Consider the following 26,609-nt stretch of genomic DNA (forward strand, 5'->3'; position numbering starts at 1 on the left):
TGTGTGCGCCCACCACCGGCTCCCCAGAAGGGTTGTCATGACGTCCAGGAAACGGACCGGACTCGCTCTCGCGTTGACCACGGTGGGGGCGCTCGGCGTCGCACCGCTCGCACCGGTGGCCCACGCGGGGACGGACACGGTGAGACCGGAGTGCCCGCGCGCTCTCGGCTGCGACTGGGTCCCGGCGGCCTACCAGCAGACTGGCGACCCGGCCGACAAGGAGACGTACGGCAATTACGACACGGCGGACCGGCCGAAGACCAACAAGATCAAGTTCATCGTGCTGCACGACACCGAGGTCGACTTCGACACGACGCTCAGGATCTTCCGGAACCCGCTGAACCAGAGCTCCGCCCACTACGTCGTCCGGTCCCACGACGGGCATGTCACGCAGATGGTGAAGAACAAGGACGTCGCCTGGCAGGCGGGCAACTGGTACCTCAACACCCATTCCATCGGCATCGAGCAGGAAGGCGTCGCCGCCGAAGGCGCCAAGTGGTACACACCCGAGATGTACCGGTCGACAGCGAAGCTCGTACGCCATCTCGCCGCGGAGTACGACATCCCACTCGACCGCGAACACATCATCGGACACGACGCGGTGCCGCCCACCAGCACCTCCGGAACACGCAACATGCACTGGGACCCGGGCCCCTACTGGGACTGGAACCGCTTCATGGCGCTGCTGGGCCGACCGAACGCGCCGACCGCGCCGGCCGGGAGTGAACTGGTCACCATCAGCCCTGACTTCCAGAACAACAAACAGGCGTTCCGCGACTGCGAGAAGGGCGTCGACCTGCCGCTCCAGGGCAGCAGCGCCGTCCCGCTGCACACGGAGCCTGACGCCACCTCCCCGCTGTTCTCCGACCCGGGACTGCACCCCGACGGCTCACCCGGCACCAACTGCGCGGCTGACTGGGGCAGCAAGATCACCGCCGCCCAGCGAGCCGTGGTCGCCGGCCGTACCGAAGGCTGGACGGCGATCTGGTGGTCCGGCCAGAAGGCGTGGTTCAGGACCCCGGACGGGGAAGGGGTCACCACCCCCACCGCCGGATACGTCGTGAAGCCCAAGGCCGGAAGGAGCGAGGTACCGGTGTACGGAGTGGCCTACCCTGACAAAGCCGACTACCCGGCCGACTTCACGGGCGGGCGGTCCGGGACGGCGCTGCCGTACACGATCAAGACGGGGCAGACGTTTCCGGGCGGCGGCGAAGCACCCACCGGCTACTACTACGCACCGACGATCGACTCCTCCAAGCCGTACGACCACACGTACTTCAGCGGCAGGGAGACGTACGTGACGGTCCAGATCGGCCACCGGATCGGCTTCGTGAAGACCTCGGACGTGGACGTGGTCCGCGCCCGCTGACAGCGGAGGGCCGCACACAGCGTGCTGCGGAACCGATGTGTCGGCACCGGTCCCGCAGCACGCCCTTCCCCGTCGATGCGGTCAGCGGGTTCCCACCGCGGCACGCACGGCGCGCCGCGCCATCGCGCAGTCGTCGTGCAGCCTGCGCAGCAGCAGCCTCTGCTCCTCGCCCGAGGAGAGCGCACCCGGCCTGTCCTGGCCGCCGCCCACGGACGGCGCCTCGCGCATGGTCCGCTGTACGGCGGTCTCGTACGTACGGATCTCCCGCGTCAGGACGAGCATGAGGTTCACCAGGAACGCATCACGCGCCGCGGGGCCGTTGACCTGGGCCAGCTGACTGATCTGGCGCCGCGCCAGCGGTGCGTCACCGAGCACCGCCCAGAGCGTCGCCAGGTCGTACCCCGGCAGATACCAGCCCGCGTGCTCCCAGTCGACCAGCACGGGGCCGGTGGGCGACAGCAGGATGTTCGACAGGAGCGCGTCTCCGTGACAGAACTGCCCCATGCCCTGCTTGTTGCCCGAGTGGGCGAGACCGTGCAGCAGCTTCTGCAGGTCACCCAGGTCACGGTCGGTGAAGAGCCCCAACTCGTGATAGCGGGCGATCCGCGCAGGGTAGTCCAGGGGTGCCTCGAACAGGCCCGCCGGCGGCCGCCAGCCGTTGACCCGGTTGATCGCTCCGAGAGCCGCCCGCACATCCGCCCTCGGCGGAGCCTCCGCCGGATGCCTCGTCAGCGCCGCGACCCGTCCGGGCATACGCTCGATCACCAGCGTGCAGTTCTCCGGGTCCGCGGCGATGAGCCGGGGTGCCCGCACCGGTGGGCGATGGCGGACGAAGGCGCGGTAGGCCGCTATTTCGTGCCGGAACCTCTCCATCCACGCGGGGGAGTGGTCCAGTAAACACTTGGCCACGGCGGTGGTGCGCCCCGTCGTGCCTACGATGAGGACAGACCGCCCACTGCGCCGCAGCACCTGCACGGGGTTGAACTCGGGACAGATGCGGTGCACCGAGGCGATGGCCATCCGCACCTGCGCGCCCTGAGGCCCGGACAAGTCGATTCTCCCGCTGAGCGGTTGCGTGCCCAGCCCCGCAGGCCGCCTGATCCGACCGAGGCCGGGCGCCGGTGCGGCGTGCGGGTCGAGATACGGTCCGCCACCCGCCCCCATGGGGCGGTACGGGCGGGGCGGGGCGGACACGGAGGACGATGCTGTGTACATGAGCGAGACAGATCCCTTCGTGCGCCGACAAGTTGCGTGCGCCACCCCGGTCGGCGGCCGTCAGGCACCCTGGGGAGTACCTAGGGCTGCCGGGCGGGGTGGCGCTTTCCTACCTGACACCGGCTCACGGGTGGCAGACCATCTGGCGCACCCTGGCGAACCCTGGCGAATAGCCGACCCGCATCTGCCGGCGGGTTAGTGTCAAGTCAGCCGAGAACCTGGGGGCTTGACGTGAGCGGTGAACCCAACACCCGCCTGAACGACCTGTTCGGCCTGGCCGGATGGTCCAAGGGAGAACTCGCGAGAATGGTGAACCGACAGGCGGCGGCCATGGGCCACCTCCAACTGGCGACCGACACCTCGCGGGTCAGGCGCTGGATCGATATGGGGGAGTCCCCACGCGATCCGGTGCCCGATGTGCTGGCAGCGCTGTTCACCGAGCGGCTCGGCCGTGTCGTGACCATCGAGGACCTCGGGTTCGGCCGGCGCGGGCGTGTGGGAAAACGGCAGGACCCAGGGACGGAGAAGAATCCCGACGGTCTCCCGTGGGCGCCCGAACGGACGGCAGCGGTCCTCACCGAATTCACGGGAATGGACCTCATGCTCAACCGACGCGGCTTGGTGGGTGCGAGCGCGGCGCTCGTCGCCGGCTCAGCACTCACTGGCGCCATGTACGACTGGCTGCACACCGACCCCGCTCCGGCGGCCGACGCTCCACGCCTCAACAACGCGATGTACGCCGACAACGCCGGCTTCGACCGGTACGAGGCGGCTCCCATCGGCTCCGAGGAGATCGAGGCACTCGAGCGCTCGGTCGAGGTCTTCCGCGCCTGGGACGCCTCCCGGGGTGGCGGGCTTCAGCGCAAGGCGGTCGTGGGCCAGCTCAACGAAGTGGGCGGTATGCTCGCCTACCGCCACCCCGACCATCTCCAGCGTCGCCTGTGGGGCGTCGCCGCCAACCTCGCCGTGCTCGCGGGCTGGATGTCCCACGACGTGGGCCTCGAACCCACCGCACAGAAGTACTTCGTCATCGCCGCCCACGCGGCGCGCGAGGGCGGCGACCGTCCCCGCGCCGGCGAGGCACTGTCCAGGGCGGCACGCCAGATGGTGCACCTGGGCCGGCCCGACGACGCCCTGGACCTGATGAAGCTCGCCAAGTCCGGTTCCGGCGACGAGACACTGCCCCGTACCAGGGCCATGCTCCACACGATCGAGGCGTGGGCCCAGGCGTCCATGGGCAAGGGCCAGGCCATGCGCCGCACCCTCGGAGAGGCCGAGGAGCTCTTCGTCTCGGACAAGAGTGACGTCCCGCCGCCCAGCTGGATGCAGATGTTCGACGAGGCGGACATGCACGGCATGCAGGCACTCGCGTTCCGTACGCTCGCCGAGCACGATCCATCGGCGGCGACCACCGCGCAGCGCCATGCCAAGAAGGCACTGGACCTGCGCATAAACGGTCGCCAGCGGTCCAAGATCTTCGACTACATCTCGCTCGCCTCGGCCTGCTTCATCGCCGACGATCCCGAGCAGGCCGACCGGTACGCACGGCTCGCCCTGGTGTCGATGGGGGAGACCTCTTCGCACCGCACCTGGGACAGGCTCCGTGAGATGTACCGGCTCACCGGCCAGTTCGCGGGGTACGCGAAGATCGAGGACTTGCGCCAGGAAATCGAACTGGCTCTGCCCCAGAGCACATTCAAGCAGTCCCGCGGCAGCCAGATCTGAAGGCGGACGCGTCGCGTCCTGATAGCCCGGCACCACCGTGGGCCGCCGGCGCGAAACGTCAGCCGAGACGTCAGCGCCTTGATGTCAGCGCGAACGTGTCAGCGCGAACGTGTCAGCGCGGCAACCGTCGCAGCGCGGAAATCGGCACGCCCGTACGTCATACCGAGCCGATTCGTTCCGACCTTCCCGTTCCGACCGCCCCTCCTCATGCTCCGATGCGGGCAACCAGCACACACGCGTCGTCCGGGCGCTCGGCCCCGCCGAATTCCTCGACGACGGCCCGTACACAGTCCTGCGCCGTGCGGGCCTGTGCGAAGCGCGGCGCAATCGCGAGCAGTGACTCCGGGCCCGCACCCCGGTTCTCCCTGCGACGTGTCAGGCCGTCCGTGTGCAGAAGCAGCACGTCTCCGGGCAGCAGCCGCACCTGGTCCTGCTCATAGGTGACCCCGGAGGCGGCACCGAGGAGTACGCCGTCGGGCCGGGGCAGGGGACGCCCCGCTCCGCCGCGGAACAGCAAGGGCGCGGGGTGACCGGCCTGCGCCCAGGCGAGGCTGCCCGTCTCGGGGTCGAAGCGGCAGTACACGGCGCTGCCCAGAGCCGGCTGCACCGTCGATTCGAGCAGCTGGTTCAGGTGGCCCATCAGGGCGCCGGGCTCGATCCCGGCCATGGCCATGCCGCGCAGTGCGCCGAGGAGCATCGCCATGGCGGAGGTGGCCGGGATGCCGTGGCCGGTGAGATCGCCGGCCGTGAGCATCGTCCTGCCATCCGGCAGCTCCATGGCGTCGTACCAGTCGCCACCGATCAGATCGCTCGACTCCGACGGCAGGTAGTGACCCGCGATGTCGAGAGCAGTCGCCCCCTGCTTCGGGAGACGCAGGGAACCGCGCCACGGAGGGAGCACGGCCTCCTGGAGCTCGACGGCCATGCGGTGTTCGGTGCGCGCCATATGGTGCTCGCGGCTTGCCGATTCCCGGGTCCGGCCGACGGCACGCTCGCTGCGCCGCAGCTCGCTGACGTCACGCAGGACCGCCCACATGGACGCGGTGCAGCCGTCCGCGTCGAGTACGGGCTCGCCCATCATGTGCAGCGTGCGCATATGGCCGCCGTTCCGCAGGATGCGGAACTCGCCGTCTATCGGTTTGCCGTCGACCAGGCAGGCCGTCACCATCGACGTCAGCAGCGGCTGGTCCTCGGGGATGAGGACGGACGGCAGTTCGTCGAGCGACAGGGCTCCTGATGCCGGGGTCCTGCCGAAGATCTCGTACAGCTCGTCCGACCAGCTGACCTCGTCGGTCAGCAGATTCCATTCGGCGCTGCCGACCCTGCTGAGCAGGGAGCCGGGCTGTGAGCCGGCGGCGGGCGCCCCGGCGCTCGCCACCGGCTCAGGCTCGCCGGCGGCCTGTACGGGCAGCCCTTCCCTGAGCTGTCCCAGGTGTCCGTCGAGATCGTCGAGGTGGTGGACCGCGAGGTCGCAGAGCGCGCGCTGCCAGCGCAGCTGCGGATCGTCCTCGTCGATCACGACTGCGTCGCGCCGCACGGCGTCCACATCTCCACGCAGTCGACGGGTCCGGTGGATCAACGCGTCGACGGCATCTCGCTCGGGAGGCTGTGGTGCGGGGCGGTCCGCGAACAGATGGGACGGCATGTCGTACTCCGATACAGGCGCGGCGGCCAGTTCTCAAGGGTGGACCGAGACGACTGTCGCACAGGCCGGGGAAGCCCGTAAGGGATTTGGCAACACTCGATGCGTTCTTGCATCTGGCATATGTCATGGGCCCTGGAGTTCCGAACGCCCCTTCTTTTTAAGGGCGTTGGGGCAGCCTTGCCGCCGCCTCGACGCTCCCGGCGCGCGCCCGCGCGAGATCGCGGTCCCCTGCGCGCCCCCGGGCGGAGGGTCGGGGGGCGCACAGGGGTCAGCGTTACCCCCGGGCCGGGACGAAAACGACACCCATCCCCACCACGGGAGGATCGGCGTACGCATGTGGAGGTGCCCAAGGCACGCGGTGAGGCCAGGCCCGTGATCACGCCCCAAGTCGACCGGAGGGACCGGGCAGACCTATGTGACCCGCAAGAGCCGTCGCAACAGCCCCGAGCGGCTGGAGCTGCGCAAGTGCGACCCGGCCGCAGGGTGGCGCGTCCCCTTCCGGTAGGACCGCTGACCTGGTGACGAGGCGGCCGGGCGAGGATCGCTGCCGGTGCTCTCGATCACATCGAGGGGTGGCGATTCCCGGGAACGAACCCGGGTGGTTTATTGTTCATCTATATGTGGGTGAGCGAAGCACCACCCGAGGTGGCCGCCTTCGCACCCGCTCATGAGCCGCCCCGGCCGGATTCCCCCGATTCGGCCGGGGCTTCCCTCTGCCCGCCCCGCGTTCCCCCTCGCGCAGCGCCCCGGCGGTGTCACGTGCTCTCGTCGAGATCCCCCGCGTAGTGCTCGATGGCCCGCCGGTAGCGCGCCACGTACGGGTCGGTGCTGGTCGTGGCCACCAGGCGCAGCAGGATCTCCATCGCCTCGTGGTGCTCGCCGATGTTGTAGAGCGCCATGGCGAGGAAGCTCCGCAGGGCTCCGTCCTCCGGGAACTCCGCCACACCTCCGCGGAGTGTATCGACCGCCTGGCCGTACCTCCCCAGTCCGCGGTAGGTGCTGCCGAGGCCGAGGACCGCACCCCTGCGGTCCTCCTCGCCGAGGCCGGGCAGCTGGAGGCACCGCTCGTAGTACGGAACCGCCTCGGCCTCCAGACCCAGTACGTCATGGACCCAGGCGGTCTGGTACGCCACATCCGCCGCGTCGGGGAATCGCGTGGTGAGCGCGAGCAGCTGCTCCCTGGCCCGTTCGGGCTGTCCTTCCGTGCGCAGCCGTGCGGCCTGGGCCAGCAGTTCGTCCTTGTCCTGTGTGCTCATGCCGCCATCGTCGCAGGGCGTGCAGACACCGTTGACAGTCGGTACGCGACTGTGGGTGTGGGCCGGGAAGTTCGGGGCAGTGGTCCGCCCATGAAACCTGAAGCGGAACACACCGGAGAGAGACGCTGGGGCCGGATACTGCTACGGGCGTTGATGCTTGTGGCGACGATTGTCGGACTGGTCGCCTTCTCCGTCGTCCTGGCCCATGTGACGCTCACCCCGTCACCTGCCTCCGAAGACCTCGTGCGCTCGAACCTGCGGCCCGGCCGGTCACTCCGGCAGTACGCGGAGGACTACACCTTCCTCGCCGCCTGCAAGCAGGCGGGCGGCAATCTGCTGCTGGGCATGCCGTTCGGCGTGCTGCTGCCGATCCTGGTGGCGCGCAAACTGCGGATGATCCGCATGGTGCTCCTGACCGTGGGGGTCATGGTGATCGTCGAACTCGTGCAGGGCGCACTCGTCGCCGGCCGGGCGTTCGACGTCGATGACGTGATCCTCAACACGACCGGAGCCCTGATCGGATACCTGCTGGTGGGCCGCAGGATCAGCCACCGCTATCACACGCTCGGCGAGGCGTCCCCGGCAGCGGAGGCGGCACCGGCCGTCGATGGACCGGACTCCTCGAAGGCGGGCGTCAGGGGAGTGGACGAGGCCGGGACCAAGACACGTACGAAGCCCCGGCTCAAGCCCTTTCTCAAGCCCCGGGGCAGGACCGGAAAGGGCCGGAGCGCTTCCGCCCCGGCCCGTGTCCGTGAATTGATCACCCGCCTGCGGAACCGTGGGCCGGGCAAGGGCGCAGGAGCGCCCCGGCCCGGCCGTCGTCGGCGTTAGAGCGCCGGGTGGGCGTTCTTCATGAGCTCCTGGAACTGGGCGGAGAACCAGTGTCCGGAGACGGGGGCGTTCGCCAGCGAGCCGGTCATGCTGTTGCCGTTACGGGGGTTACCCGTGTACGTCGGGTCGCACATCCGGTCGAAGCCCTTGCCCTCGTCGTTCGGGATCGCCTTGCTGGAGCCGTCCGACTCACCCGGGGGCTTCACCCAGACGTAGGCGTCGATGCCGGGCTCCGGTGCGGCCTGCGGCCGTTCGCCGAGGCCGGCTCCGGACTGGTTGCACCAGTTGCCCATGTGGATGCGACGGTCGTAGCGGCCGCCGTCGACGTAGGTGTCGACGCTGGTGGTCGCTCCGGGGCCGGCGGGCCTGGCGGTGCCGCCCCAGCCGTTGCGCGAGGTGTCGATCAGCATGCCGATGCCGGAGTTGAAGCCGATCGAGGCCAGCTTGGTGCGGAACCCCTGGGCGAAGGACAGTTCGTCCGTGTAGCGGTTCCAGTCCACCCACTTCGACTGCCGCACCGACGTTCCGTTGACGGAGTCGTTGATGGAGAAGTTCTCCTCCTTCAGCGCGCTGTAGTTGGCGGTGTTGGTGATGAATCCGTGCACGTCGTTCACCGTGGCGCCTTCGGCGGTGGCCGCCGCCTTGAACGTGTCGGCCGACGGGGCGAAGTTGTCGTCCCAGCCGATCCAGCCGTGGTGTCCGGCGTCGATGTAGTTGTAGACGTTGGGTGCGTCGCCGAGCTTGTTGAGTGCGTAGCCGACGCCCTTGACGTAGTTGCCGTTGGCCTTCATGACGTCGCAGGCCGGGGTTGCGGTGGGACGGCTGCCGGTGTTGGTGACGAGGTTGGGCAGTGAGTCGATCTCGACCGTGTTGACGATGCGCAGTCCGGCGTACTTGGGATCAGCGAGGATCGCCGAGATCGGGTCGATGTACTCGGTCTTGTACCGGCCGATCTCGGTGGGTCCGAGCTCGCCGTTGGAGGCGAGCGCCGCGCAGTCCCGTCCTGGCAGGTTGTAGATGACGAGCTGGACGACGAGTTCGCCGGCGCCCTTCTGGGCGAGGGCCGCGTCCAGGTGGTCGCGCAGACCCATTCCGCCGTTGACGCCCTCGATGGCGGCGATGCGGTCGAGCCAGACGGCGGTGGGCTCGTTGGCCACCCGGGAGCCACCGGGCTCGGCCGCGGCCTTCGCCGACCACTCCGGGTTCACGTAGACGTCGGCGCCCACGTACGGGTTGTCGACGCGGTCACCGGTCGGCGGGTCGGTCGGGTCCGTGGGGTCCGTGGGGTCCGTCGGGCCGCCGTTGCAGGTGACGCCGTTCAGTTTGAACGTCGCGGGCACGGTGCTGTTTCCGCTGCCGCTGGCGTTGAAGCCGAAGGAGGCGGAGGCGCCCGTGGCCAGCGAACCGTTGTACGAGACGTTCTTCGCGGTGACGGCGGTGCCGCTCTGCGTCACGGTGGCGTTCCAGCCCTGGGAGACCCGCTCGCCGGCGGCGAACGACCACTCCAGCTGCCAGGCGTTGACCGCGGCACCGTTGTTGGTGACGGTCACGGCGCTGGTGAGGCCGCCGTTCCACTGGTTCTGGATCTTGTAGTCGACGGTGCATCCTGCGGCGGCCGTCGCGGACGGTACTGCTGCGGCGGCGGTGCCCGCCGCGGCGGCGACCAGCGCTCCCGCCGCTATGAGGGCGGTGCGTGATCTGCGGAGGGGGGTGCGGCTCGTGCGGCTCATGAGAGTTTCCGTTTCCTTGGTTGTCGAGGGCGCGCAGGTGATCGCACAGCCCGATTCCTTAGGGGGTGGGGGGTGCCGTGGTAGTTGCTGATCAAGGCCGGGCCGGCGGAACAGTCCCAGGTGTTCAGGTCCAGCCGAGACAGGAGAGTCCTCGGTCGTCGAACCACCGCATGACCCGGTCGGCGAAGCCGTGGGAGCAGGTGTTCTCGCCGATCTCGCATGCGACGAGGGGGACTTCGGCGGCGACCGGTGCGAGCGTGGAGTACCAGCAGTCCTCGTTCGCACAGACGTTGAAGTTGTAGACGTGCCAGGCGGCGGCGAGATTGCCCGCCGGGTCGTGCGGCTTGTGCTGGAGCCACTGACCGAGGTCGTGGGAGTACGCGAGCCCGCCGGCCAGGATCAGGTTCCCGGCGCCGGTCGCCCGTACCACCTCGACCAGGTCCTGCGTTCCGGCGACCGCGTAGCCGATGCCCGGGCAGGTCCCGCCGTCCCGCTGACTGGTGGTCGTGTACTCCACCGTGCAGACGGGTGCGGAGCCGGAGGCGTTGACCACGGGGGCGACGGTGACGCCGACCGCGGCCAGACAGTTGTCACAACCAGGCGGAACACGTGCCGTAGATGGGGCGAATGCGGGGGGTGTCGCATGGAGCGACTCCTTGCAGACCGGATGTGCCCCCTACGGCACATCGACTGGATGGAACCGCTCCCACTGGTGTGGCATGACGTTAGAGCGTCAACTCGTGGCGGTCAACAGGCCAGTTCCGTTCTCTTGGTGTCGAATTTATTCGACTCTTCAAGTGTCTTGACTCCCATTTTTTACGTCCCCATGCTGGGAGCGCTCCCACTGGTTCAAGGCTTGTGCTCAACCCCCGCACACCCCCCATGTCGCCGAGCCGCGAGAGGAACCCGCGCATGCCATCGGTAAGCGCACGAAGAACGTGGGTACCAAGGAGATCCGGCAGAACCGGAACGAAATCCCGACGGTTATGGACGGCGTTCGTCGCCGCCCTGGCCCTCCCCCTGGGAATGACCGCCGCCGCCGGCACCCCCGCCCAGGCCGCCGCAGTGCAGTGCAGCGTCGACTACAAGGCCAATGACTGGGGTTCGGGCTTCACGGCCGAACTCAACCTCACCAACCGGGGCTCGGCCCGGGTCGACGGCTGGACCCTCACCTACAGCTACGCGGGCAACCAGACGCTCAGCAACGGCTGGAGCGGCACCTGGGCCCAGTCAGGGAAGAACGTCACCGTCAAGAACGCCTCCTGGAACGGGGCCATCGCCCCGGGAGCAGCCGTATCGACGGGTGCGCAGTTCACCTACAGCGGTACGAACGCCGCTCCCACCGGCTTCGCCGTCAACGGCACCACCTGTACGGGCGCACACCAGCCGCCGATCGCCGTCCTCACCAGTCCGGCGGCCGGCTCCGTCTTCACGGTGGGCGACCCGGTGCCGCTCGCCGCGACGGCGGCGGCCGCGGACGGTGCCACCATCAGCAAGGTCGAGTTCTACGACGACACGACCCTCCTCGGCACGGACACGACCTCGCCGTACTCCTACAACGCCTCGGGGCTCGCGGCGGGCGGACACTCCGTCTACGCACGGGCTTACGACAGCCAGGGCGGATCGGCCGAGTCACCGCCCGCGGGCATCACGCTCGTGGCGGGCGCCGCCGTTGTCGCGACCCCCGCCCAACTGGGCGTCCGTCAGAGCACATCGGGGACCTTCGGCGTATCGCTCTCCACCGCGCCGGCCGCCCCCGTCACCGTCAGCGTGGCCCGGACCGCGGGCAACACCGGCCTGACCGTCACCGGCGGTGCGAGCCTCTCCTTCACCCCGTCGAACTGGTCGACGCCCCAGAAGGTGACCGTGAGCGCCGACAGCTCGGGCACGGGCGCGGCGATTTTCACCGTGACGGCCCCCGGCCATGCCAAGGCCGAGGTCACCGTCACGCAGCTGGCCGCGACCAAGACGTACGACGCGCGCTTCCTCGATCTGTACGGGAAGATCACCGACCCGGCGAACGGTTACTTCTCACCGGAGGGCATCCCCTACCACTCCGTGGAGACGCTGATCGTCGAGGCTCCCGACCACGGGCACGAGACGACATCTGAGGCGTACAGCTACCTGATCTGGCTGCAGGCGATGTACGGGAAGATCACCGGGGACTGGACGAAGTTCAACGGTGCGTGGGACACCATGGAGACGTACATGATCCCCACCCACGCCGACCAGCCCACGAACTCCTTCTACAACGCTTCCAAGCCGGCCACGTACGCACCGGAGTACGACTCGCCGACCCGGTACCCCGCCGTCCTCGACCCCTCGGCGACCTCCGGCTCCGACCCGATCGCGGGTGAGCTGAAGAGCGCGTACGGAACCGATGACATCTACGGCATGCACTGGATCCAGGACGTCGACAACGTCTACGGCTTCGGCAACACACCCGGCACCTGCTCGGCCGGACCCGCCGAGACCGGTCCCTCGTACATCAACACCTTCCAGCGCGGACCGCAGGAGTCCGTCTGGGAGACCGTCACCCATCCGACCTGCGACAAGTTCACCTACGGCGGCAAGAACGGCTACCTGGACCTGTTCACCGGGGACGCCTCCTACGCCAAGCAGTGGAAGTTCACCAACGCCCCCGACGCCGACGCGCGCGCGGTACAGGCGGCCTACTGGGCCGGACTGTGGGCCAAGGAGCAGGGCAAGGGCAGCCAGGTCTCCGCGACCGTGGGCAAGGCCGCGAAGATGGGCGACTACCTGCGCTACGCCATGTTCGACAAGTACTTCAAGAAGGTCGGCGGCTGTGTCGGACCCCAGACCTGCCCGGCGGGCACCGGCAAGGACAGCTCGCACTATCTGATGTCCTGGTACTACGCCTGGGGCGGCGCGACCGACACCGCGGCCGGCTGGTCCTGGCGCATCGGCAGCAGCCACGCCCACGGCGGATACCAGAACCCGATGGCCGCGTACGCACTGAGCGCGGTCCCCGACCTCAAGCCGAAGTCGGCCACCGGACAGCAGGACTGGGCCAAGAGCCTGGACCGGCAGCTGGACTTCTACCAGTGGCTCCAGTCCGACGAGGGGGCCATCGCGGGCGGCGCGACCAACAGCTGGAAGGGAAGTTACGCCCAGCCGCCGGCCGGAACCCCGACCTTCCACGGGATGTACTACGACGAGAAGCCCGTCTACCACGACCCGCCGTCCAACCAGTGGTTCGGCTTCCAGGCGTGGTCCATGGAACGCGTCGCCGAGTACTACCACGAGTCGGGTGACGCCCAGGCCAAGGCCGTTCTCGACAAGTGGGTCGACTGGGCCCTGTCGGAGACCACGATCAACCCGGACGGTACCTACCGGGTTCCGTCCACCCTCAAGTGGACGGGCGCGCCCGACACCTGGAACGCGTCGAGCCCCGGCGCGAACAGCGGGCTCCACGTGACCGTCGCCGACTACACCAACGACGTCGGCGTGGCCGGCGCCTATGCCAGGACGCTCACCTACTACGCGGCCAAGTCCGGTGACGCGGCGGCGAAGACCGCGGCGAAGGCACTTCTCGACGGCATGTGGGACCACTACCAGGACGACGCGGGGGTGGCCGTACCCGAGACCCGCGCCGACTACAACCGCTTCGACGACCCGGTGTACGTGCCGGGCGGCTGGACGGGTGCCATGCCCAACGGCGACACGATCGACGCCGACTCGACGTTCGCCTCCATCCGGTCGTTCTACAAGGACGACCCGAACTGGCCGAAGGTGCAGAGCTACCTGGACGGGGGAGCCGCTCCGGTCTTCACCTACCACCGGTTCTGGGCCCAGGCCGACATCGCGCTGGCTCTCGGAGCGTACGGAGACCTCCTGGAGTGAGCCGGTGAGCGAGTGACGGCACGGAGGTGCGGGCCCGGGACCCGCACCTCCGTGTCCGTCCCGTGGCACCGGGCAGGCACCCGTTCGGCCCGTCGCCGTTTGCGCGCCGCCCCGCACGCGCCGAGCGTGGGCCATGCCGTACGTGCCCGAGCGGTACGGCACACCTGCCCAGGAGGAGCAAGCACCATGGTGGACGGTCAGTGGAGTCCGGGCCGCGTCGCGGGAGATCCGGACGAGTTCCTTCCCGTCCTCGACGTCATCGAGCCCACACGTCAGCGCCGGCTCACCGTGCTGCTGCGTCTGCTCCTGCTGATCCCGCACTTCCTCGTGCTGTTCGTCCTCTACATCGCCGCCGTCTTCGCGGTGATCTTCGGCTGGTTCGCCGCACTCGTCCTCGGGCGGCTGCCCGGCCCCGTCTTCACCTACCTCGAGCAGTATCTCGGCTACCACATGCGGGTCTCCGCCTCCGAGATGCTGCTCGTCGACCGCTATCCGCCGTTCGCCCTCACGCCGCCGCCGGACTACCCCGTCCAGATCGAGGTGCGGCCGACGGACCTCAACCGGCTCGCCGTCCTCTTCCGCGTCTTCCTCATGATTCCGGCGGCGGTCGTACAGGCGCTCGCGACGAGCGGCTGGTTCGCGCTGTCGTTCATCTGGTGGGTCATCACGCTGATCCTGGGCCGCATGCCCCGGCCGCTCTTCGATGCGACCGCGGCGACGCTGCGCTACCAGATGCGCCTTTTCGCCTACGCCATGATGCTCACCCCGGCCTACCCCCGGGGCCTCTTCGGCGACGACGACCTCTCCGGCACGGGCCGGCGGACACGCTCCGCGACCAGACCGCTGATCATGAGCGGCGCCGCGAAGGGCCTGGTCGTTCTTTTTCTGGTGTGTGGCCTCCTGAGCGGCCTGGGCTCGTCCACGGCCACCTGGTCCTCGGACGGCACCGACGACTTCAGCTCCTCCGTCGACGAATAGGGTCGCGCGGCCCAGCGGTCGACGGGCATGATCGCGCGATGACATGGACAGCAACACCAGTGCGTTAAGCCTGTGACCTGCGGTGCAACCTGTCCAGGGAGGGGCGTCGGGACCGGGAGGCGAGTCCGTTCTCCATGTACGTGACCTCTGTGTGGATGGTGTAGTGCCGGGTGCTCTGGGGGTGTTTGCCAGCGTTGGGGCCATATTTGCTGGTCGAGTTCTTGATGCTGCGTGCCTTGACGCGGTGGCGCCGACGGGCGGGCCAGAGGCCGGCCAGGGCGGCGGTGCCGATCGTGCCGACCAGGTCGATGTTCCCGGTGGTGATGCCGTGTCCGGTGATCACGGTGTCGGCGGCGGTCTGGAGCAGGATGGTGAAGCTGAGGCGGTCCATGTCCAGGCCGGGCCGGTGGGTGACAGCGTCGGAGGCGGCTCGGATGAGGGCCTGGTAGGTGGTGAGCAGGGCCCAGACCTCCTGGTCGATGCCGTCGATGCTGTGGGAGCGCAGGACCCGGCCGTCCAGCAGGCTCGCCTTGATCGAGAAATAGGTGGTCTCCACCTGCCACCTCTCGTGGTAAAGATCTACCAACTCGGCGGCGGGGTGGTGCTCGTGGTCCAGCAGACTGGTGATCGGACGCCACTGTTCACGGCGCACGGTGCCGTCGTCCAGGGTGACGGTGATGCATGCTTCCACCACCCACACCGTGAGGGACGAGTAGCCCCGGCCGGCCCGGTAGGGGCCGCTCAGCCGGGAGAGGTAGGAACCGTCGGGCAGTCGGCGCAGGACGGTGGGGCAGCGCGAAGCACCCGAGCGCACCAGGAACTGTGCTCCGGTATCCCGCACGCGTTCCAGCAGGTCACGGGCGTCGAAGCCGGCGTCGGCCAGTAGCAGCGTCGTGTCGTCCAGGACGTGCAACAGCCGGGCGGCATAGGCGGGCGGTCTCGCCGTCGCTCTCGGGGCCGAAGGCCGCGGCGAGCAGGGCCCGGGTGCCGCACTCGACGATCACCAGCAGCCGCAGCAGCGGGTAGCCGAACTCCATCTTCTCCCCGGCCCGCTTGGGGTAACGCCAGAGAATCCGCTCGTCCTCGGGGACGTGCAGGCTGGTGCCGTCGATCGCGACGGTCCGCAGGCCCCGGTAGTACACGCCGGGCCGGCTCTTCTCGCCGACCGGCCCGGCCAACATCTCGAACAACACCTTCAACGGGCGGGCGCCCAGGCGGCGCCGGGCCCGTGAGAGCGAGGAGACCGCCGGACGCGTGATGACCGATGCGGGCAGATGCACGGTCAGCTCGGGTACTTCCTCGCAGCAGCCCTGGCCAACGCCGGCGTCTACGCCCTCCTCGTGGGCATGGGGTACTACCCCTACTCCTGATCTCGCGCTTACAGCGGATCACGGCTCGGTTGTCGGCCCCGGCCTCACCGCCTTGAAACGCTCGACCGCGACCGATTCGATCGTCTGCAAGGCCGGTCCGGCACCTTCGACGCCTTCACAACGGGTGCAAGGGGCTCGGTGGGGTGAGGGCTGGACCTGAACAAGGCTCGGGACAGCGAACAGCACGTTTGCTCAAGTGGCGCCCAGATGAACATCATCCGTATGATTCCGGCACCACTGGCATGACCCCGCACTCACTCGTCACTCTTGGCCCCCTGTCAACTACGCGCATAGCGTGAGGGAGTTCGGGGGTCCTGCGATGAGTGATCAGGTGGAGCAGTGGATCGCGATCCTGAGTATCACGTTTCCTGTCGCGGCGTTCCTGTGGGAGTTCGCCGTCGTCGGCCGCAAGCGGCTCGGCTACCGGGTGCAGATGGACACCCTGGCCGCCGACGCGGCCGGCAGGCCGTACGCCGACGTGCTGGGGGACATGCAGCACGACGGCCACCAGCTCAAGGACCCCTCGTTCGTCCTGCTGCGCATCGAGAACGCGGGATCGACCAAGATCGTCTCCGATGACTATCTGGCCGACCCCGCCGATCCTTACGGCATCAAGGTCACCTTCCGAAACCGCCGGGTCGCGGCCGTGGTCCTCACCGATCCGAGCGAAGAGGAAGTGCCCGACTTCTTCTTCGAGGAGGTGTCGGAAGACGCCGGCACCGTGCGCACCGTCGCCAAACCCGGCTTCCGCCGCAACAACAACGAAGTGGATCGCACGGGAACCGTCCGGCTGCCGAAGGTGACGCTGCCCCGGGGTGCCGAGTACAAGATGCTCGTCGTGCTGGAGCGCTGGCGCCACGACGACAGCAACGGCGACTTCCCGGATCCCGTCGTCAGCGGCATCAGCATGCAGGGCCGGTGGTACGACAAGCTGATGAAGTTCTTCCGACTGAAGGCGACCAGGACCGAGAGCCATGTCTTCGCGTCCCGGCCCGCATGGTGGGTCATCTGGTTCCTGGTCGCGGGCGTCTGTGTCCAGGCCTGCTTCACACTCTTCCTGCGCGACGACCGGCGGCCCCCGCTGGACTGTGTCGGCGGCACCCTCCATCTCCACGGCTCCACCGCCTTCGGGCCCGCTGTGCGGGCCGCAGCCGAGGACTACCTCAACCGCTGCGAGGGGGCGGACGTGTCCATCCCGCTCCCGGACGACACCTTCGAGGGCAGTACCGACGGTGTCACCGGCCTGGAGCGGGCCGGTGAGAACGCCGGAATCAGGGTCGGCGAGGGTCTCAGCGACCACATCGCCTTCACCGACGGCCCTGCTTCCGACGGTCATCCCCGGCTGGCCCCCAAGCCCGTCGCCTTCTCCGTGTTCACCCTCGTCGTCAACAGGGACGCGGGCGTGGAGAACCTGAGCCTGGCCCAGATCCGCGAGATCTTCGCCGGCGGGGTGAAGAACTGGACCGAGGTCGGCGGCAACGACGTGCCCGTCCATCTGATCAACCGCGACCCCGGCTCGGGCACCCGCAGCACCCTCGTCGCCAAGGTCCTGGACGGCAGGGAGCCGCCCCAGTTCACCGTGACCGACTGCGCGTCCCTGAACCCTGGCCGGTACGGCCGTTGCCGGGTCACCAGCACGGACACCATGCTGAACACGGCCGCCTCCAGGCCCGGGGCCATCGGCTACAGCGAGGCCGGGGGAATCGATGACCACAAGGCCGCCGACCACCTCGTCAAGCTGAAGATCGACGGAAGGGAACCGACAGCAGAAGGCGTCGAGGACACCAACTACCCCTACTGGCAGACCGAGTTCGCCTACACCTACGGCGATGCCCCGGCCGGCTCCATAGCGGCGGCCTTCCTGAACTTCCTCACCCAGCAGAGCGGCCGCGACATCCTGCACGAGCACGGCCACGGCCTGTGCTCCGAGACGGAGAACTCGGGAGAGTGCCGGCCGGTCTGACCCACGCCACGCCACCCGTTGAACAGCTCGGCCGGCCGCATCAGCACCATCAGGTGGGCCTCCACCGCGGGACAGCTCGATTCCGCACTCCCGGCGCTGCTGACACACCGTCGCCGAGGGTGGCTTCCCGGGCCCTGTCCTGCACATGCTCGCCGGCCTCGGCACGCACGCCGCCCACTACGCGAACCGACTCGACAATGACCGCCGACACCGAACCCTGGACCCGCATCGAGACAGCGCACGCCCTGTGGGCTGTGACCGGTGACACCGAGAGCACCAACCGGCGCTGACGACTGCCGTGCGGGGCCTGCCGAGGGCACCTGCCTAAGCCATCGCCATCTCGTTGGTCCCGGGCCACCACTGGGCGAGGCACACCCAGTCCTCGGGGCGTGTAACCGTATCGGATGCCGGCAGCTCGCCTCGTGCCTCCGCTCGGGCCGCCTCCCGTCCGGCCGCTACGGCAGGGTCCTCCGCGGGATCTTCGTCGACGGAGCGACCCTGCGACCTGGTTTGTTTTGCTGTGCTGAGCGCTGACCGAACAGATCCGGACCTGGATCGGCAAGGACGGCGTGAAGCCGTCCGAGATCGTGGTGTGCGCGGTTCGACACGCTCGGCGACGCGGTCATCGCGCGCCTGCGCCGTGAGGGCATAGGCGCGGTCGCGGTCAAGGACGATCCGGGCCCGGAGGTGTCGGGGGTCCGGGTGGCCACGTCGCACGCCATGAAGGGACTGGAGTTCCGGTGTGTGGGTGTGGTCGGGGTGACGTCCAAGGTGCTGCCGTTCGCGCAGCAGGTGACACCGGCCGAGGTGGACACGGTCCAGCACCAGTCGGACCTGCTGGCGGAGCCCTGCCTGCTCTTCGTCGCCTGTACGCGGGCCCGCGACGCGCTGTCGGTCTCGTGGAGCGGGCAGCGCAGCCCGATGCTCGACCCCGTCGCCGGCTGAAAGCGTGCGACGGGGCCGTTGCCCACCCCGCCCCGCGGGTGGGCAACGGCTGTGCGGGTCAGGCCTCCGCATCCTCGGTGGCGAGTTCCCAGTCGAGTTCCCACAGGCGCACGGTGCCGTCGGAGCTGCCGGAGAGCAGGAAGCGGTCGTCCGGTGTGAGGGCGAGACCAAACGTGTCCTCGCTATGCCCCTCGAGAGTTCGGATGCGGCGCCCGGTGGCTGTTTCCCACACATGGACACCCCCTGCGCCGTCCCCCGAGAACGCGAACCGTCCGTCGGAGCTCAGCCGCGCCGCACACATCACGTCCGAGTCGTCATCGTCTGCACCCTCAGCTTCTTTGTCCCGCGCCTCACTGAAGCCCCGGACGAACGCGCCAGTAACCGCGTCGGTCAGCCAGAGCGTCCAGCCGTCGTGGCGCCCGGCGCTCAGGACGAACCGACCGTCCGCGCTGAGGCACACGGAGGAGACGTAAGCGCCCGGCTGTTGGATGACCACACATGTACCGGCGCCGGTGTCCCACACGCGCAGGTTGCCGTTGTCTCCGGCGGACACCGCCTGTCGCGCATCGGGGCTGAGCCACACAGCACCGGTCCGGACACCCTCCCCCGGCAGAGTGCGTACGCATTCTCCCGTGGTCATGTCCCACATCCGCAACTCGCTGTCGCGGCAGGCAGCGAGGACGTGACCGGCCGCGCTGACGGACGCGGAGCTGCAGACACCTGTCACACCGATGCCCCGGCGGTCGCCCCACCGACTTTCACGCCTGTCGGTGTCCACCAACCGCGGCCAGGAGCCTTCCGCCACCGACCGCATGACGATCACCCCGGAACCGCTCGCCACCACCCAGCCCCCCTCGGCCCCCATCCCGAGCCCGCCGGCACCGTCGTACTTCCACTCCGCCAGTCGCGCACCGCTCGCGGTGTCCCACACATGGACGGCCTCGCTCCCCGCCCCGCACGCGATACGCCCGTCCGCGGCGATCGCCACCGAAAACACCGTCGTCAGGCCGCCCAGCGTCCGCACCGCTCTGACGGAGCGCAGCCCGGTCCTGACCGTCGTGGTTCCCAGCACCCGCCACAACTCCATGGCGCGCGCGTCGCGTTCGTGGCCGGGCACCGCTCGGGCCCGTTTGACGAGGTCCAGCGCCACGGGGGTCCGGCCGGCGGCGATCGCCCGCCCGGCTGCGGCCAGGAGAGACGCCGACCAGCGGCCATGGCGGTCCAGATCGGCCTGCCGACGCGGCCGGCCCAGCGCGGGTGCGGCGGTGAAAGTCCCTGGCGAATCCCAGGTCATCAGCCGTGCGTTGTCCTCGTCGACGGATACCGCCGAGTGGCTGCCGAGGTGCAGCAGCAGGTCCCGGCCGCCGCCGATGTGGCCGGGGAAGGTCCGCAGGCAGCGGCCCTGGTCAAGGTCCCAGAGGCGTACGCGGCTGTCGTCGTCGGTCGCGGCCAGGGCATACCGCCCGTCGGGGCTCAGCGCGAGGGTCGACACAATCCACCCCGGGCCCGTCATACTGCGGGTCATCCGGCCGTGGTCGATGTCCCACACCTGGATCTCGTGACGCCTTGGACCGCCGATCATCGCAAGGACGGCGCGGCGTCCGTCGGCCGTGAGGGCCATGGCGTTCACCTGCCGACGCTCCGGCAGTTCCCACAGGCATCGTGCGGTGGTCAGATCCCAGACCTGGACGGTGTTACGGGACACCTTCCGGGTGCGCCTGCCGTCGGCGACCTGGGCGGTTTCATGGGACATCATCAGGGCGCGCCTGCCGTCGGCGCTCACCTCCAGGTCGGTGAGTGCTCCTTTCTGGCGGGCAGTGGACAGTTGGTACCACTGGCCGTCGGGAAAGTCCCAGATGACGAGGCGTCCGTCCAGTAGAGCGGCCGCGATCCGGGCGTCTGGAGTCAGCCGCAGGGCACCGACCCGGTCGATGCCCGGCGCGTGCACCCTGAGGCTCCGCCCCCGCCCTTCACGAGATCCCACTGCCGTACGAAGCCGTCCGCGTCGGCGGAGACGGCGCGGCGGCCGGCGGCATCGACATCAAGGGCCACGATCTTCTCGCCGTGACCTTCCAGGATGCGCTTGCACTCCCCGCTCGCCAGGTCCCACAGCCGTATCCGGCCGTCAGGCTCGCCGGCCAGCACCGAACGCCCGTCGGCAGACAGGCGCAACAACCGTGCCGGGTCACGCTTCCAGGGCAGCGGACGGACGCGGACCCTGGTTCCCTCGCCGGCCAGCAGGGCGCGCCGGATCGGCACGGCCTCCTGCGAGCGGGGCCGGTCGCGCTCCATCTCCTTCAGGAGCGAGCCGGCGGCGTCGTGGTCACCCCGTTCCAGCTGTGCCTGCGCCAGCAGGTGCCGGGCCTGCCACGGGTCGGTGGTGGTGTCCCCGCGCAGGCTCTCGAGGTCGGCGATGAACTCGTCATCCAGGAGGACACCGCTGCGCCACTGGTGCAGCCCGCGGTTGTACGTTGCTGTCAGGTGCCGCGGATCGGCGGCCAAGGACGCCTCGAAGGCCCGCTCCGCCTCCTCGGGCCTGCCCAGGTCGAGCAATGAGAGCGCCTGGTTGTTCAGCTCGTCGGCGCGCAGGTCCGAGGCCGTCGGCACCGGGCGCGGGTAGCGGTCAGCTGCTCATACAGGTCGGCCAGAACGTCGGCGACGTCGGCCAGCGAGGCCGGCCTGCGCGCCGGGTCCTGGCGCAGGCAGCGTGCGAGCAGAGCGGCCAGCCCGTCCGGGATGACGGGCCGGCCGTCCTGCGCGCCTGCCCGGCTCTCAGCCCGGTACTCGGCGAGTGCTTCCTCCGCCGCGGGACCGGCCGGCCAAGTCACCTCGCCGGTGAACATCTCGAGTACGGAGACGGCGAAGCTGTAGATGTCGGTGCGCCGCCCCACGCGCTCACCAGCCGCCTGCTCGGGCGAGGCGTACGGCAGAGTGAGGCCGCCCTGCGTAACGAGGACCGTCCGGCCCGGCATCCCGGCGTCCGGCAGCACACCGGTCACCGCGCCGGCCCGGGCCCGGCCGAAGTCGGTGAGCTTCACGGTGCCGTCCCGGTCGACCAGCGCGTTTCCCGGTTTGACGTCCTGGTGCACCAGGCCCCGGCTGTGGGCGTGATCGAGCCCCCACGCGAGCTGGATGGCGAAGTCGACGATCCTGGCCTGCGAGGCCGCTGCCCCTCCCTCGTACAACCGGCCGTCCCTGATCCAGTCCGCGACGCTGCCCTCTGAGACGTACTCCGCGAAGACCCGCGGAATGCCGTCGATCATCCGGACGTAGTGACAGCCGCACACATGCGGGTGGAGGCCGAGCGACACCCAGGCCTCCGCCTCGGCCACGAGTCGAGGAAGCCGTCTGCGCTGAGCAGCTCCGGGCGCGGTGACTTGACCGCCAGCAGGATTCCCCAATCGCGGTGGCTCACCACGTAGACGAGCGCCATCCCTCCTTGCTCGTGAACCGACCGCACCTCGTACTGGCCGTCGATCACCTCGTTGACCCGCCAACGCCCCGACGCCTCGGCTCCGCTCTCAAGCATGCCCATGCCCCCGTACCATCCGTGGTGGTTCTGCCACCACCCATGACCAAGTCTGCCGCCACTGCACCGGATGCGGGGCAAGTCGCGGTAATCCGAGTTGCAGCCCTGCAGGGCCGGCTCATGACTGGCGTGCCGGTGAGGTGTCACTGCGTTGAGGTATCTGCATCCACCGACGTGAGACCGGCACCCTCAACCGCGTACACCGGGGCAACAGGGCCTCCTCGTACGTTCGTTGTCTCAGCAACTCCGAACTGCACCAGTGGCCCTGTCCTCATGCAGGGCGACCGGGAGGACACCCGCCCCACCAGCCACTTTCGATCACACGCACTCAAGATCGATAGGATCACAGTCTCTGCGCCGGTGACTCCGGCGTCCGTCGGGACAGGTCTGTACGGGGCTCTGAGGCCATGCCCCGAGTGGTGCCCGCGTGGTCCGGGCCAAACGGACCTGCTCCGGGAACGCATCGATGGCACCACCGGCGTACAGCGACCGGATCAGGCAGTGTTGGCCCCGTCGACGCCGGCTCGTAGGCGCTATTCGTCGGCGGTGCAGGTCGCCCGGACAGTGGCCGCGCTGCGGGAGGGTGGTCCGACTCCTGGACGGGCGTGGCCGATCCGCTGAAGGGCGCGGAGTCGCGGTTCCGGAACAGCGGCGTCGCCTTCACGGCGCTGACGGGCCCGTGGCCGCGCTGCGGGCACCCGTCGGGCACGGCTCGTGCGGCTGGTGACCGGCGCTCGGACTCAGAAGTAGCGGAGCAGCGCGTCGTAGAACGTGTCGTCGGCGTCGACCGCCGGTGGGGTGTAGTCGTTGGCCCGCACGTGGTCAACGAAATCGGCGGGGATCTCCAGTGGCTGATCAGCGAGGTACTCGATCGAATCCTCGCGCCAGACCCATACACCGTCGGAGTTCAACGAGGAGCCGCCGGGGATCCAGCGGTCCTCTTCGAACAGGTGCGTCACCGCCTCCATCACGTCGAATCCGGCCGGGGCGTTGCGCAGGTACCCGATGATCTCGGTGTGGTCGGGCAGTATCTGCTCGGTGACGGAGTCGGCGATGGACGGCAGTTCAACGTGCTTGCCGCGGTACATCTCCCGGTATACACCAATGGGTTTGAGGATCATTGGGTCACATCCTGAAGCAGCACGCCCGCAGCGTCCCACTTTCGCCGAGCGCACAGTCTGCCGGTGTCGTCGTAGACGTCGATCTGTTTGATCGTGCCGTCGGGGTGCCACTCGCGCCACTCGCCGACCGCCCTGTTCCGTGCCGCCACGCCGGCGGATTGAGGGGTGCCATCGGCGTGGAAGCCTAGGGACGGGCCGTCTTCCATGCCGTCGACATAGGCCATCCGGCTGACGATCCGGCCGTCGTCATACTCCTCGACCATCTCACCCGTGAACAGTTCGCCACGGTAGTACATCAGGCCGTCCGGGCCGGTCGCGTCGGCCTCCGGATCATCTATGTTGATTTGCGGCGTGGTCATCGATATCTGCCTTCCGTTTCACCTCGGATCCTGGCGAAGGCGTTCGTCATTCTCGACGGAACCCTGCTGCTGATCGACCGTATCGCTGCCGACAGCGTACTGGGGCGCGCGAGCAACCGACCCATTGCATGCCGATCTCGACCTCCCGGACCGCTCCGGCAACGGACGCGGAGCGCATAGCCCTGGCGTTCCATCTGCCAGTTGGCGAGCATGCTGTCAGGGCCGAACAGCCAGGCTGTCACTGAGGCGGGCGTCGTGCGCCTCCCATTCCCTCTTGGTCTTGCGGGCAAACTGCACCCTCACCAGCCGCTGCCCGCGCGCGTACGACATATCGACCGTGTCCCGGAGCGGTCGGTCCTCGTGCCGGTAGACGGGGCGCGCGTCCGGGGTCTCGATGCCTTCGCATCGTCGAGGTTTCTTGGACGAACGTGAACCCTCACGGCCGGTCGTACGTGGAGCCGGGGCGGTTTGTGCGCTTCTCGGTGCCGACGGTGCGACAGGACGCACTCCGCACAGCGGGACTCGGTGTCGGCACGCCGAGGGCGTGGTGATCAACGGGTGCACCACAGATGCAGTTGATGGCAGATCAGACATCGGCCGAACGGCTCAGACATCTGGACGCGCCGCCCTCACACGGCAGTAGGACTATGGCCAGATGTGCCCATGGGCGCGCGTCGGATCCGTCCGCCGTGGGCTCGCTCGTCCGCTCCCCGGACAGACCCGGTGCGGGCTCGTCCTCCCGCACACCACCTTGGGGCAGAGACACAGCGTTCGCGATCCGGCCGATGCACGGCGGTTCCGCCGACGGCAGTCGTGTTCAGGAACCGATGGCCCAAGGGCGACCCGCGCTCCGACGAGCCGCTTGCACGACGAAAGGAAGACTCGACCCGATGATCAGTGGGGATACCGTGTCCGAAGAGTCCGGCCGCACGCGTGTGATCGCCGGCCGCTACACCCTGGTGTCGCCCCTCGGCGAAGGCGGCATGGGCACCGTGTGGCGCGCCCACGACAAGGTGTTGCACCGCGAGGTCGCCATCAAGGAGGTCCGGGCGCCTGCCGGGCTGGCCGCGGCCGCCATCGAGCGGATGTACACGCGGCTGGAGCGTGAGGCGTGGGCTGCGGCCCGGGTGTCGCACCGGAACGTGGTGACCGTCTACGACGTGGCTGTGGAAGAGGGCCGCCCGTGGATCGTCATGGAGCTGGTACGAGGTCAGTCGCTGGCCGACCTGCTCAAGGCCGAGGGCCCGCTCACCGCGCAGCGCGCCGCGTCCATCGGTGGTGAGGTGCTCGCCGCACTCCGCGCTGCCCACGAGGCCGGCGTGCTGCACCGCGACGTCAAGCCGGCCAACGTGCTGATGGCCAAGGATGGCCGGGTGATACTCACCGATTGTGCGGGCCGGAGACTTCCGTCGGGCCGGCGACCACGGTGGACTCACCCGCGGCGGCGGCGATGGCGGACCCGTTGGGGGAGGGCAGTACGAGGCGTGGGGTGAAGGGTGCGCGGCGCAGGGGGAGATCCACGGCATCGACCAGCTCCACTTCGACGAGGCGGGCCGCATCAAGGAGTTCACCGTCATGCCCACGTCCGCGCTCGAGGCGCTCAGCGACGCCGTTCTCGCGGGCCTGGTCGCCGACGGTCTCGTCCCGCCCGCCGCGGGCGGCTGATGCCGACGGCTCACTCGCACGTTCGGGGTGAATAGCGGCATGGTGCGGACACCCGGAGCCATCGAGACGCTACCCTGCGTCAGCCGCTCGATGGATCATCAACTCTCCGAGGTGTCCCGCCAATGAACCGTATGAGTACCGTACTGGCCGCGCTCGGCATCACCGCCGGACTGCTGAGCGCACCCGCCGCGAGCGCCTCGACGTCCCACGGGAACAACAAGCCGGCCGCCGCGCCGCGGCACGAGCCCTGCACCGGCGAGTTCGCGGGCGACGCGCGACTCGGGCCCAAGTGGCTGCCCAAGAAGAAGCAGGCCCCCGTCGGTCCGCTGCTGAACGGGTACGAGCGGACGGGCGACCTCTCGCCCGCCGACTTCCTCAAGAAGTACTGGGAAGGTCCGGCGGACTCCGGGAGCTGGAAGTACCCGCCCAACGACGGCTTCGGCGAGGTCAACGGCCAGCTCGACAAGGAGCCGGCCAAGCTCCGGACGGGGCAGCGGCTGGACCGCTTCGGCTCCGAGTACGGCAGCTATCTCGCCCCGGCGGGCGACGCGTACGCCGAGCGGGCACTGCCTCCGCAGAACCTCAACACCCGTGACGCCGCCGTCGCCTGCGACTACCGCGTCTACAAGGTCGCCAAGCCGTTCTGGGTGTGGCAGGGCAGCATCGCTCCGTGGTTCGAGCAGCCCGGCGGCGGTCAGCAGATCAAGCTCGACGCCGTCTTCCTCGACCCGGGCGAGGGCCTGCGGCTGAACGTGAAGTGGCTTCTGGACCACGGCTACCTGACGACCGCCGGAGTCTAGGACCATGGACCGCCCCCACCTGAGGGCCGCGCTGCGGGCGGCCGGAGTGCCCGACGGCTACTACCGCATCGAAGGCATCCACGAACCGGTTCCGACACCGGCCGACTTCCTGTTCCTGCGGGAGGCACCTGACGCGGTGTGGGAGACCGGGGCGTTCGAGCGGGGTACGTACGAGGTCATCGCCCGCCATCCGGACGAACAGACGGCCTGCGCGCATCTGCTGGGGCTCCTCGTCTGACGGCAC

Annotated in this window: 20 protein-coding genes and 3 pseudogenes; 11 read left to right on the forward strand and 12 right to left on the reverse strand. The window is 69.1% G+C overall.

The features are described from left to right. Positions 1-37 precede the first annotated feature (37 nt). Complete coding sequence (locus F0344_RS33585; RefSeq protein ID WP_185302351.1) at positions 38-1,369, forward strand: N-acetylmuramoyl-L-alanine amidase; 1,332 nt, start codon at positions 38-40, stop codon at positions 1,367-1,369. Positions 1,370-1,450: 81 nt separating this feature from the next. Here F0344_RS33585 and F0344_RS33590 read toward each other — a convergent pair whose 3' ends face one another. Then, positions 1,451-2,584 carry an aminoglycoside phosphotransferase family protein gene (locus F0344_RS33590; protein ID WP_185302352.1) on the reverse strand — a complete coding sequence of 378 codons (1,134 nt, stop codon included), beginning with the start codon at positions 2,582-2,584 and terminating at the stop codon, positions 1,451-1,453. Between the two features lie 231 nt (positions 2,585-2,815). On the opposite strand from F0344_RS33590, the gene F0344_RS33595 reads away from it, so the two are divergent. Further along, positions 2,816-4,309 carry a DNA-binding protein NsdB gene (locus F0344_RS33595; protein WP_185302353.1) on the forward strand — a complete coding sequence of 498 codons (1,494 nt, stop codon included), beginning with the start codon at positions 2,816-2,818 and terminating at the stop codon, positions 4,307-4,309. 205 nt (positions 4,310-4,514) lie between these two features. On the opposite strand, the gene F0344_RS33600 is transcribed toward F0344_RS33595, so the two are convergent. Next, a complete protein-coding gene (locus tag F0344_RS33600; protein WP_185302354.1) occupies positions 4,515-5,954 on the reverse strand; it encodes a PP2C family protein-serine/threonine phosphatase in 1,440 nt (479 codons plus the stop codon). Between the two features lie 415 nt (positions 5,955-6,369). Between F0344_RS33600 and rpmG the strand changes: the two genes are divergently transcribed. Then, a complete protein-coding gene (gene rpmG / locus F0344_RS36950) occupies positions 6,370-6,459 on the forward strand; it encodes a 50S ribosomal protein L33 (protein WP_374940135.1) in 90 nt (29 codons plus the stop codon). Positions 6,460-6,709: 250 nt separating this feature from the next. Here the strand turns inward: rpmG and F0344_RS33610 are convergent, their stop codons facing one another. Continuing rightward, complete coding sequence (locus tag F0344_RS33610) at positions 6,710-7,210, reverse strand: tetratricopeptide repeat protein (RefSeq protein ID WP_185302355.1); 501 nt, start codon at positions 7,208-7,210, stop codon at positions 6,710-6,712. Between the two features lie 153 nt (positions 7,211-7,363). Between F0344_RS33610 and F0344_RS33615 the strand changes: the two genes are divergently transcribed. Further along, the gene (locus F0344_RS33615; protein ID WP_185302356.1) at positions 7,364-8,041 is read left to right on the forward strand and encodes a VanZ family protein; all 678 of its coding nucleotides are present in this window, start codon (positions 7,364-7,366) and stop codon (positions 8,039-8,041) included. Here the strand turns inward: F0344_RS33615 and F0344_RS33620 are convergent. After that, positions 8,038-9,771, reverse strand: a complete 1,734-nt coding sequence (locus F0344_RS33620) for a glycoside hydrolase family 6 protein (RefSeq protein ID WP_185302357.1) — start codon at positions 9,769-9,771, stop codon at positions 8,038-8,040. The genes F0344_RS33615 and F0344_RS33620 overlap by 4 nt on opposite strands. Positions 9,772-9,793: 22 nt before the next feature. After that, positions 9,794-10,267 (reverse strand): annotated as a pseudogene (locus F0344_RS33625) (cellulase family glycosylhydrolase); the annotation flags it as partial. Positions 10,268-10,797: 530 nt separating this feature from the next. On the opposite strand from F0344_RS33625, the gene F0344_RS33630 reads away from it, so the two are divergent. Together F0344_RS33630 and F0344_RS33635 are read left to right on the forward strand one after the other, a co-directional pair. Beyond that, positions 10,798-13,635, forward strand: coding sequence for a glycoside hydrolase family 48 protein (locus tag F0344_RS33630; protein ID WP_258050206.1), 2,838 nt, complete (start codon positions 10,798-10,800; stop codon positions 13,633-13,635). A 186-nt stretch (positions 13,636-13,821) separates the two neighbouring features. Next, positions 13,822-14,613 (forward strand): DUF4389 domain-containing protein, encoded by a 792-nt coding sequence (locus F0344_RS33635; protein WP_185302359.1) that lies wholly within the window; start codon positions 13,822-13,824, stop codon positions 14,611-14,613. 64 nt (positions 14,614-14,677) lie between these two features. Here the strand turns inward: F0344_RS33635 and F0344_RS33640 are convergent, their stop codons facing one another. Then, complete coding sequence (locus tag F0344_RS33640; protein ID WP_185302360.1) at positions 14,678-15,526, reverse strand: transposase; 849 nt, start codon at positions 15,524-15,526, stop codon at positions 14,678-14,680. Continuing rightward, positions 15,468-15,893 carry a hypothetical protein gene (locus F0344_RS33645; protein WP_185302361.1) on the reverse strand — a complete coding sequence of 142 codons (426 nt, stop codon included), beginning with the start codon at positions 15,891-15,893 and terminating at the stop codon, positions 15,468-15,470. The genes F0344_RS33640 and F0344_RS33645 overlap by 59 nt, the downstream gene beginning before the upstream one ends. A 409-nt stretch (positions 15,894-16,302) precedes the next feature. Here F0344_RS33645 and F0344_RS33650 point away from each other — a divergent pair, with 409 nt between their 5' ends. Then, the gene (locus tag F0344_RS33650) at positions 16,303-17,946 is read left to right on the forward strand and encodes a substrate-binding domain-containing protein (protein ID WP_185302362.1); all 1,644 of its coding nucleotides are present in this window, start codon (positions 16,303-16,305) and stop codon (positions 17,944-17,946) included. Positions 17,947-18,473: 527 nt separating this feature from the next. Further along, positions 18,474-18,891 (forward strand): annotated as a pseudogene (locus F0344_RS36955) (3'-5' exonuclease); the annotation flags it as partial. A gap of 58 nt (positions 18,892-18,949) precedes the next feature. Here F0344_RS36955 and F0344_RS33660 read toward each other — a convergent pair. From F0344_RS33660 to F0344_RS33680, 5 genes are all read right to left on the reverse strand, one after another. After that, the gene (locus F0344_RS33660; protein ID WP_185302363.1) at positions 18,950-20,839 is read right to left on the reverse strand and encodes a WD40 repeat domain-containing protein; all 1,890 of its coding nucleotides are present in this window, start codon (positions 20,837-20,839) and stop codon (positions 18,950-18,952) included. Further along, positions 20,797-21,498 carry a WD40 repeat domain-containing protein gene (locus tag F0344_RS33665; RefSeq protein WP_185302364.1) on the reverse strand — a complete coding sequence of 234 codons (702 nt, stop codon included), beginning with the start codon at positions 21,496-21,498 and terminating at the stop codon, positions 20,797-20,799. The genes F0344_RS33660 and F0344_RS33665 overlap by 43 nt, the downstream gene beginning before the upstream one ends. Further along, entirely contained in the window at positions 21,462-22,388 is a 927-nt protein-coding gene (locus F0344_RS33670) for a serine/threonine-protein kinase (protein WP_308461001.1), read from the reverse strand. Before F0344_RS33670 ends, F0344_RS33665 begins: the two co-directional genes overlap by 37 nt. A 772-nt stretch (positions 22,389-23,160) precedes the next feature. Next, on the reverse strand, positions 23,161-23,541 hold the full coding sequence (locus F0344_RS33675; protein WP_185302366.1) for a hypothetical protein: 381 nt from the start codon (positions 23,539-23,541) through the stop codon (positions 23,161-23,163). Beyond that, complete coding sequence (locus F0344_RS33680) at positions 23,538-23,900, reverse strand: toxin-antitoxin system YwqK family antitoxin (RefSeq protein WP_185302367.1); 363 nt, start codon at positions 23,898-23,900, stop codon at positions 23,538-23,540. Before F0344_RS33680 ends, F0344_RS33675 begins: the two co-directional genes overlap by 4 nt. Before the next feature lie 890 nt (positions 23,901-24,790). On the opposite strand from F0344_RS33680, the pseudogene F0344_RS33685 reads away from it, so the two are divergent. From F0344_RS33685 to F0344_RS33700, 3 genes and pseudogenes are all read left to right on the forward strand, one after another. Beyond that, a pseudogene (locus tag F0344_RS33685) lies at positions 24,791-25,288 on the forward strand (serine/threonine-protein kinase); the annotation flags it as partial. Between the two features lie 399 nt (positions 25,289-25,687). Further along, positions 25,688-26,365: a TNT domain-containing protein gene (locus tag F0344_RS33695; protein ID WP_185302368.1), complete on the forward strand. Its 678-nt coding sequence runs from the start codon at positions 25,688-25,690 to the stop codon at positions 26,363-26,365. Positions 26,366-26,369: 4 nt separating this feature from the next. After that, positions 26,370-26,603, forward strand: coding sequence for a hypothetical protein (locus F0344_RS33700; RefSeq protein WP_185302369.1), 234 nt, complete (start codon positions 26,370-26,372; stop codon positions 26,601-26,603). Positions 26,604-26,609: the final 6 nt, after the last annotated feature.

It is taken from the genome of Streptomyces finlayi, assembly GCF_014216315.1.
Lineage (GTDB): Bacteria > Actinomycetota > Actinomycetes > Streptomycetales > Streptomycetaceae > Streptomyces > Streptomyces finlayi_A.

Bases quoted from the DNA above. Each gene is read 5' to 3' on its own strand.
- F0344_RS33585 (WP_185302351.1), top strand. From the start codon at position 38: ATGACGTCCAGGAAACGGACCGGACTCGCTCTCGCGTTGACCACGGTG.
- F0344_RS33590 (WP_185302352.1), bottom strand. From the start codon at position 2,584: ATGTACACAGCATCGTCCTCCGTGTCCGCCCCGCCCCGCCCGTACCGC.
- F0344_RS33600 (WP_185302354.1), bottom strand. From the start codon at position 5,954: ATGCCGTCCCATCTGTTCGCGGACCGCCCCGCACCACAGCCTCCCGAG.
- F0344_RS33610 (WP_185302355.1), bottom strand. From the start codon at position 7,210: ATGAGCACACAGGACAAGGACGAACTGCTGGCCCAGGCCGCACGGCTG.
- F0344_RS33615 (WP_185302356.1), top strand. From the start codon at position 7,364: ATGCTTGTGGCGACGATTGTCGGACTGGTCGCCTTCTCCGTCGTCCTG.
- F0344_RS33620 (WP_185302357.1), bottom strand. From the start codon at position 9,771: ATGAGCCGCACGAGCCGCACCCCCCTCCGCAGATCACGCACCGCCCTC.
- F0344_RS33630 (WP_258050206.1), top strand. From the start codon at position 10,798: ATGACCGCCGCCGCCGGCACCCCCGCCCAGGCCGCCGCAGTGCAGTGC.
- F0344_RS33635 (WP_185302359.1), top strand. From the start codon at position 13,822: ATGGTGGACGGTCAGTGGAGTCCGGGCCGCGTCGCGGGAGATCCGGAC.
- F0344_RS33650 (WP_185302362.1), top strand. From the start codon at position 16,303: ATGAGTGATCAGGTGGAGCAGTGGATCGCGATCCTGAGTATCACGTTT.
- F0344_RS33675 (WP_185302366.1), bottom strand. From the start codon at position 23,541: ATGATCCTCAAACCCATTGGTGTATACCGGGAGATGTACCGCGGCAAG.
- F0344_RS33680 (WP_185302367.1), bottom strand. From the start codon at position 23,900: ATGACCACGCCGCAAATCAACATAGATGATCCGGAGGCCGACGCGACC.
- F0344_RS33695 (WP_185302368.1), top strand. From the start codon at position 25,688: ATGAACCGTATGAGTACCGTACTGGCCGCGCTCGGCATCACCGCCGGA.
- F0344_RS33700 (WP_185302369.1), top strand. From the start codon at position 26,370: ATGGACCGCCCCCACCTGAGGGCCGCGCTGCGGGCGGCCGGAGTGCCC.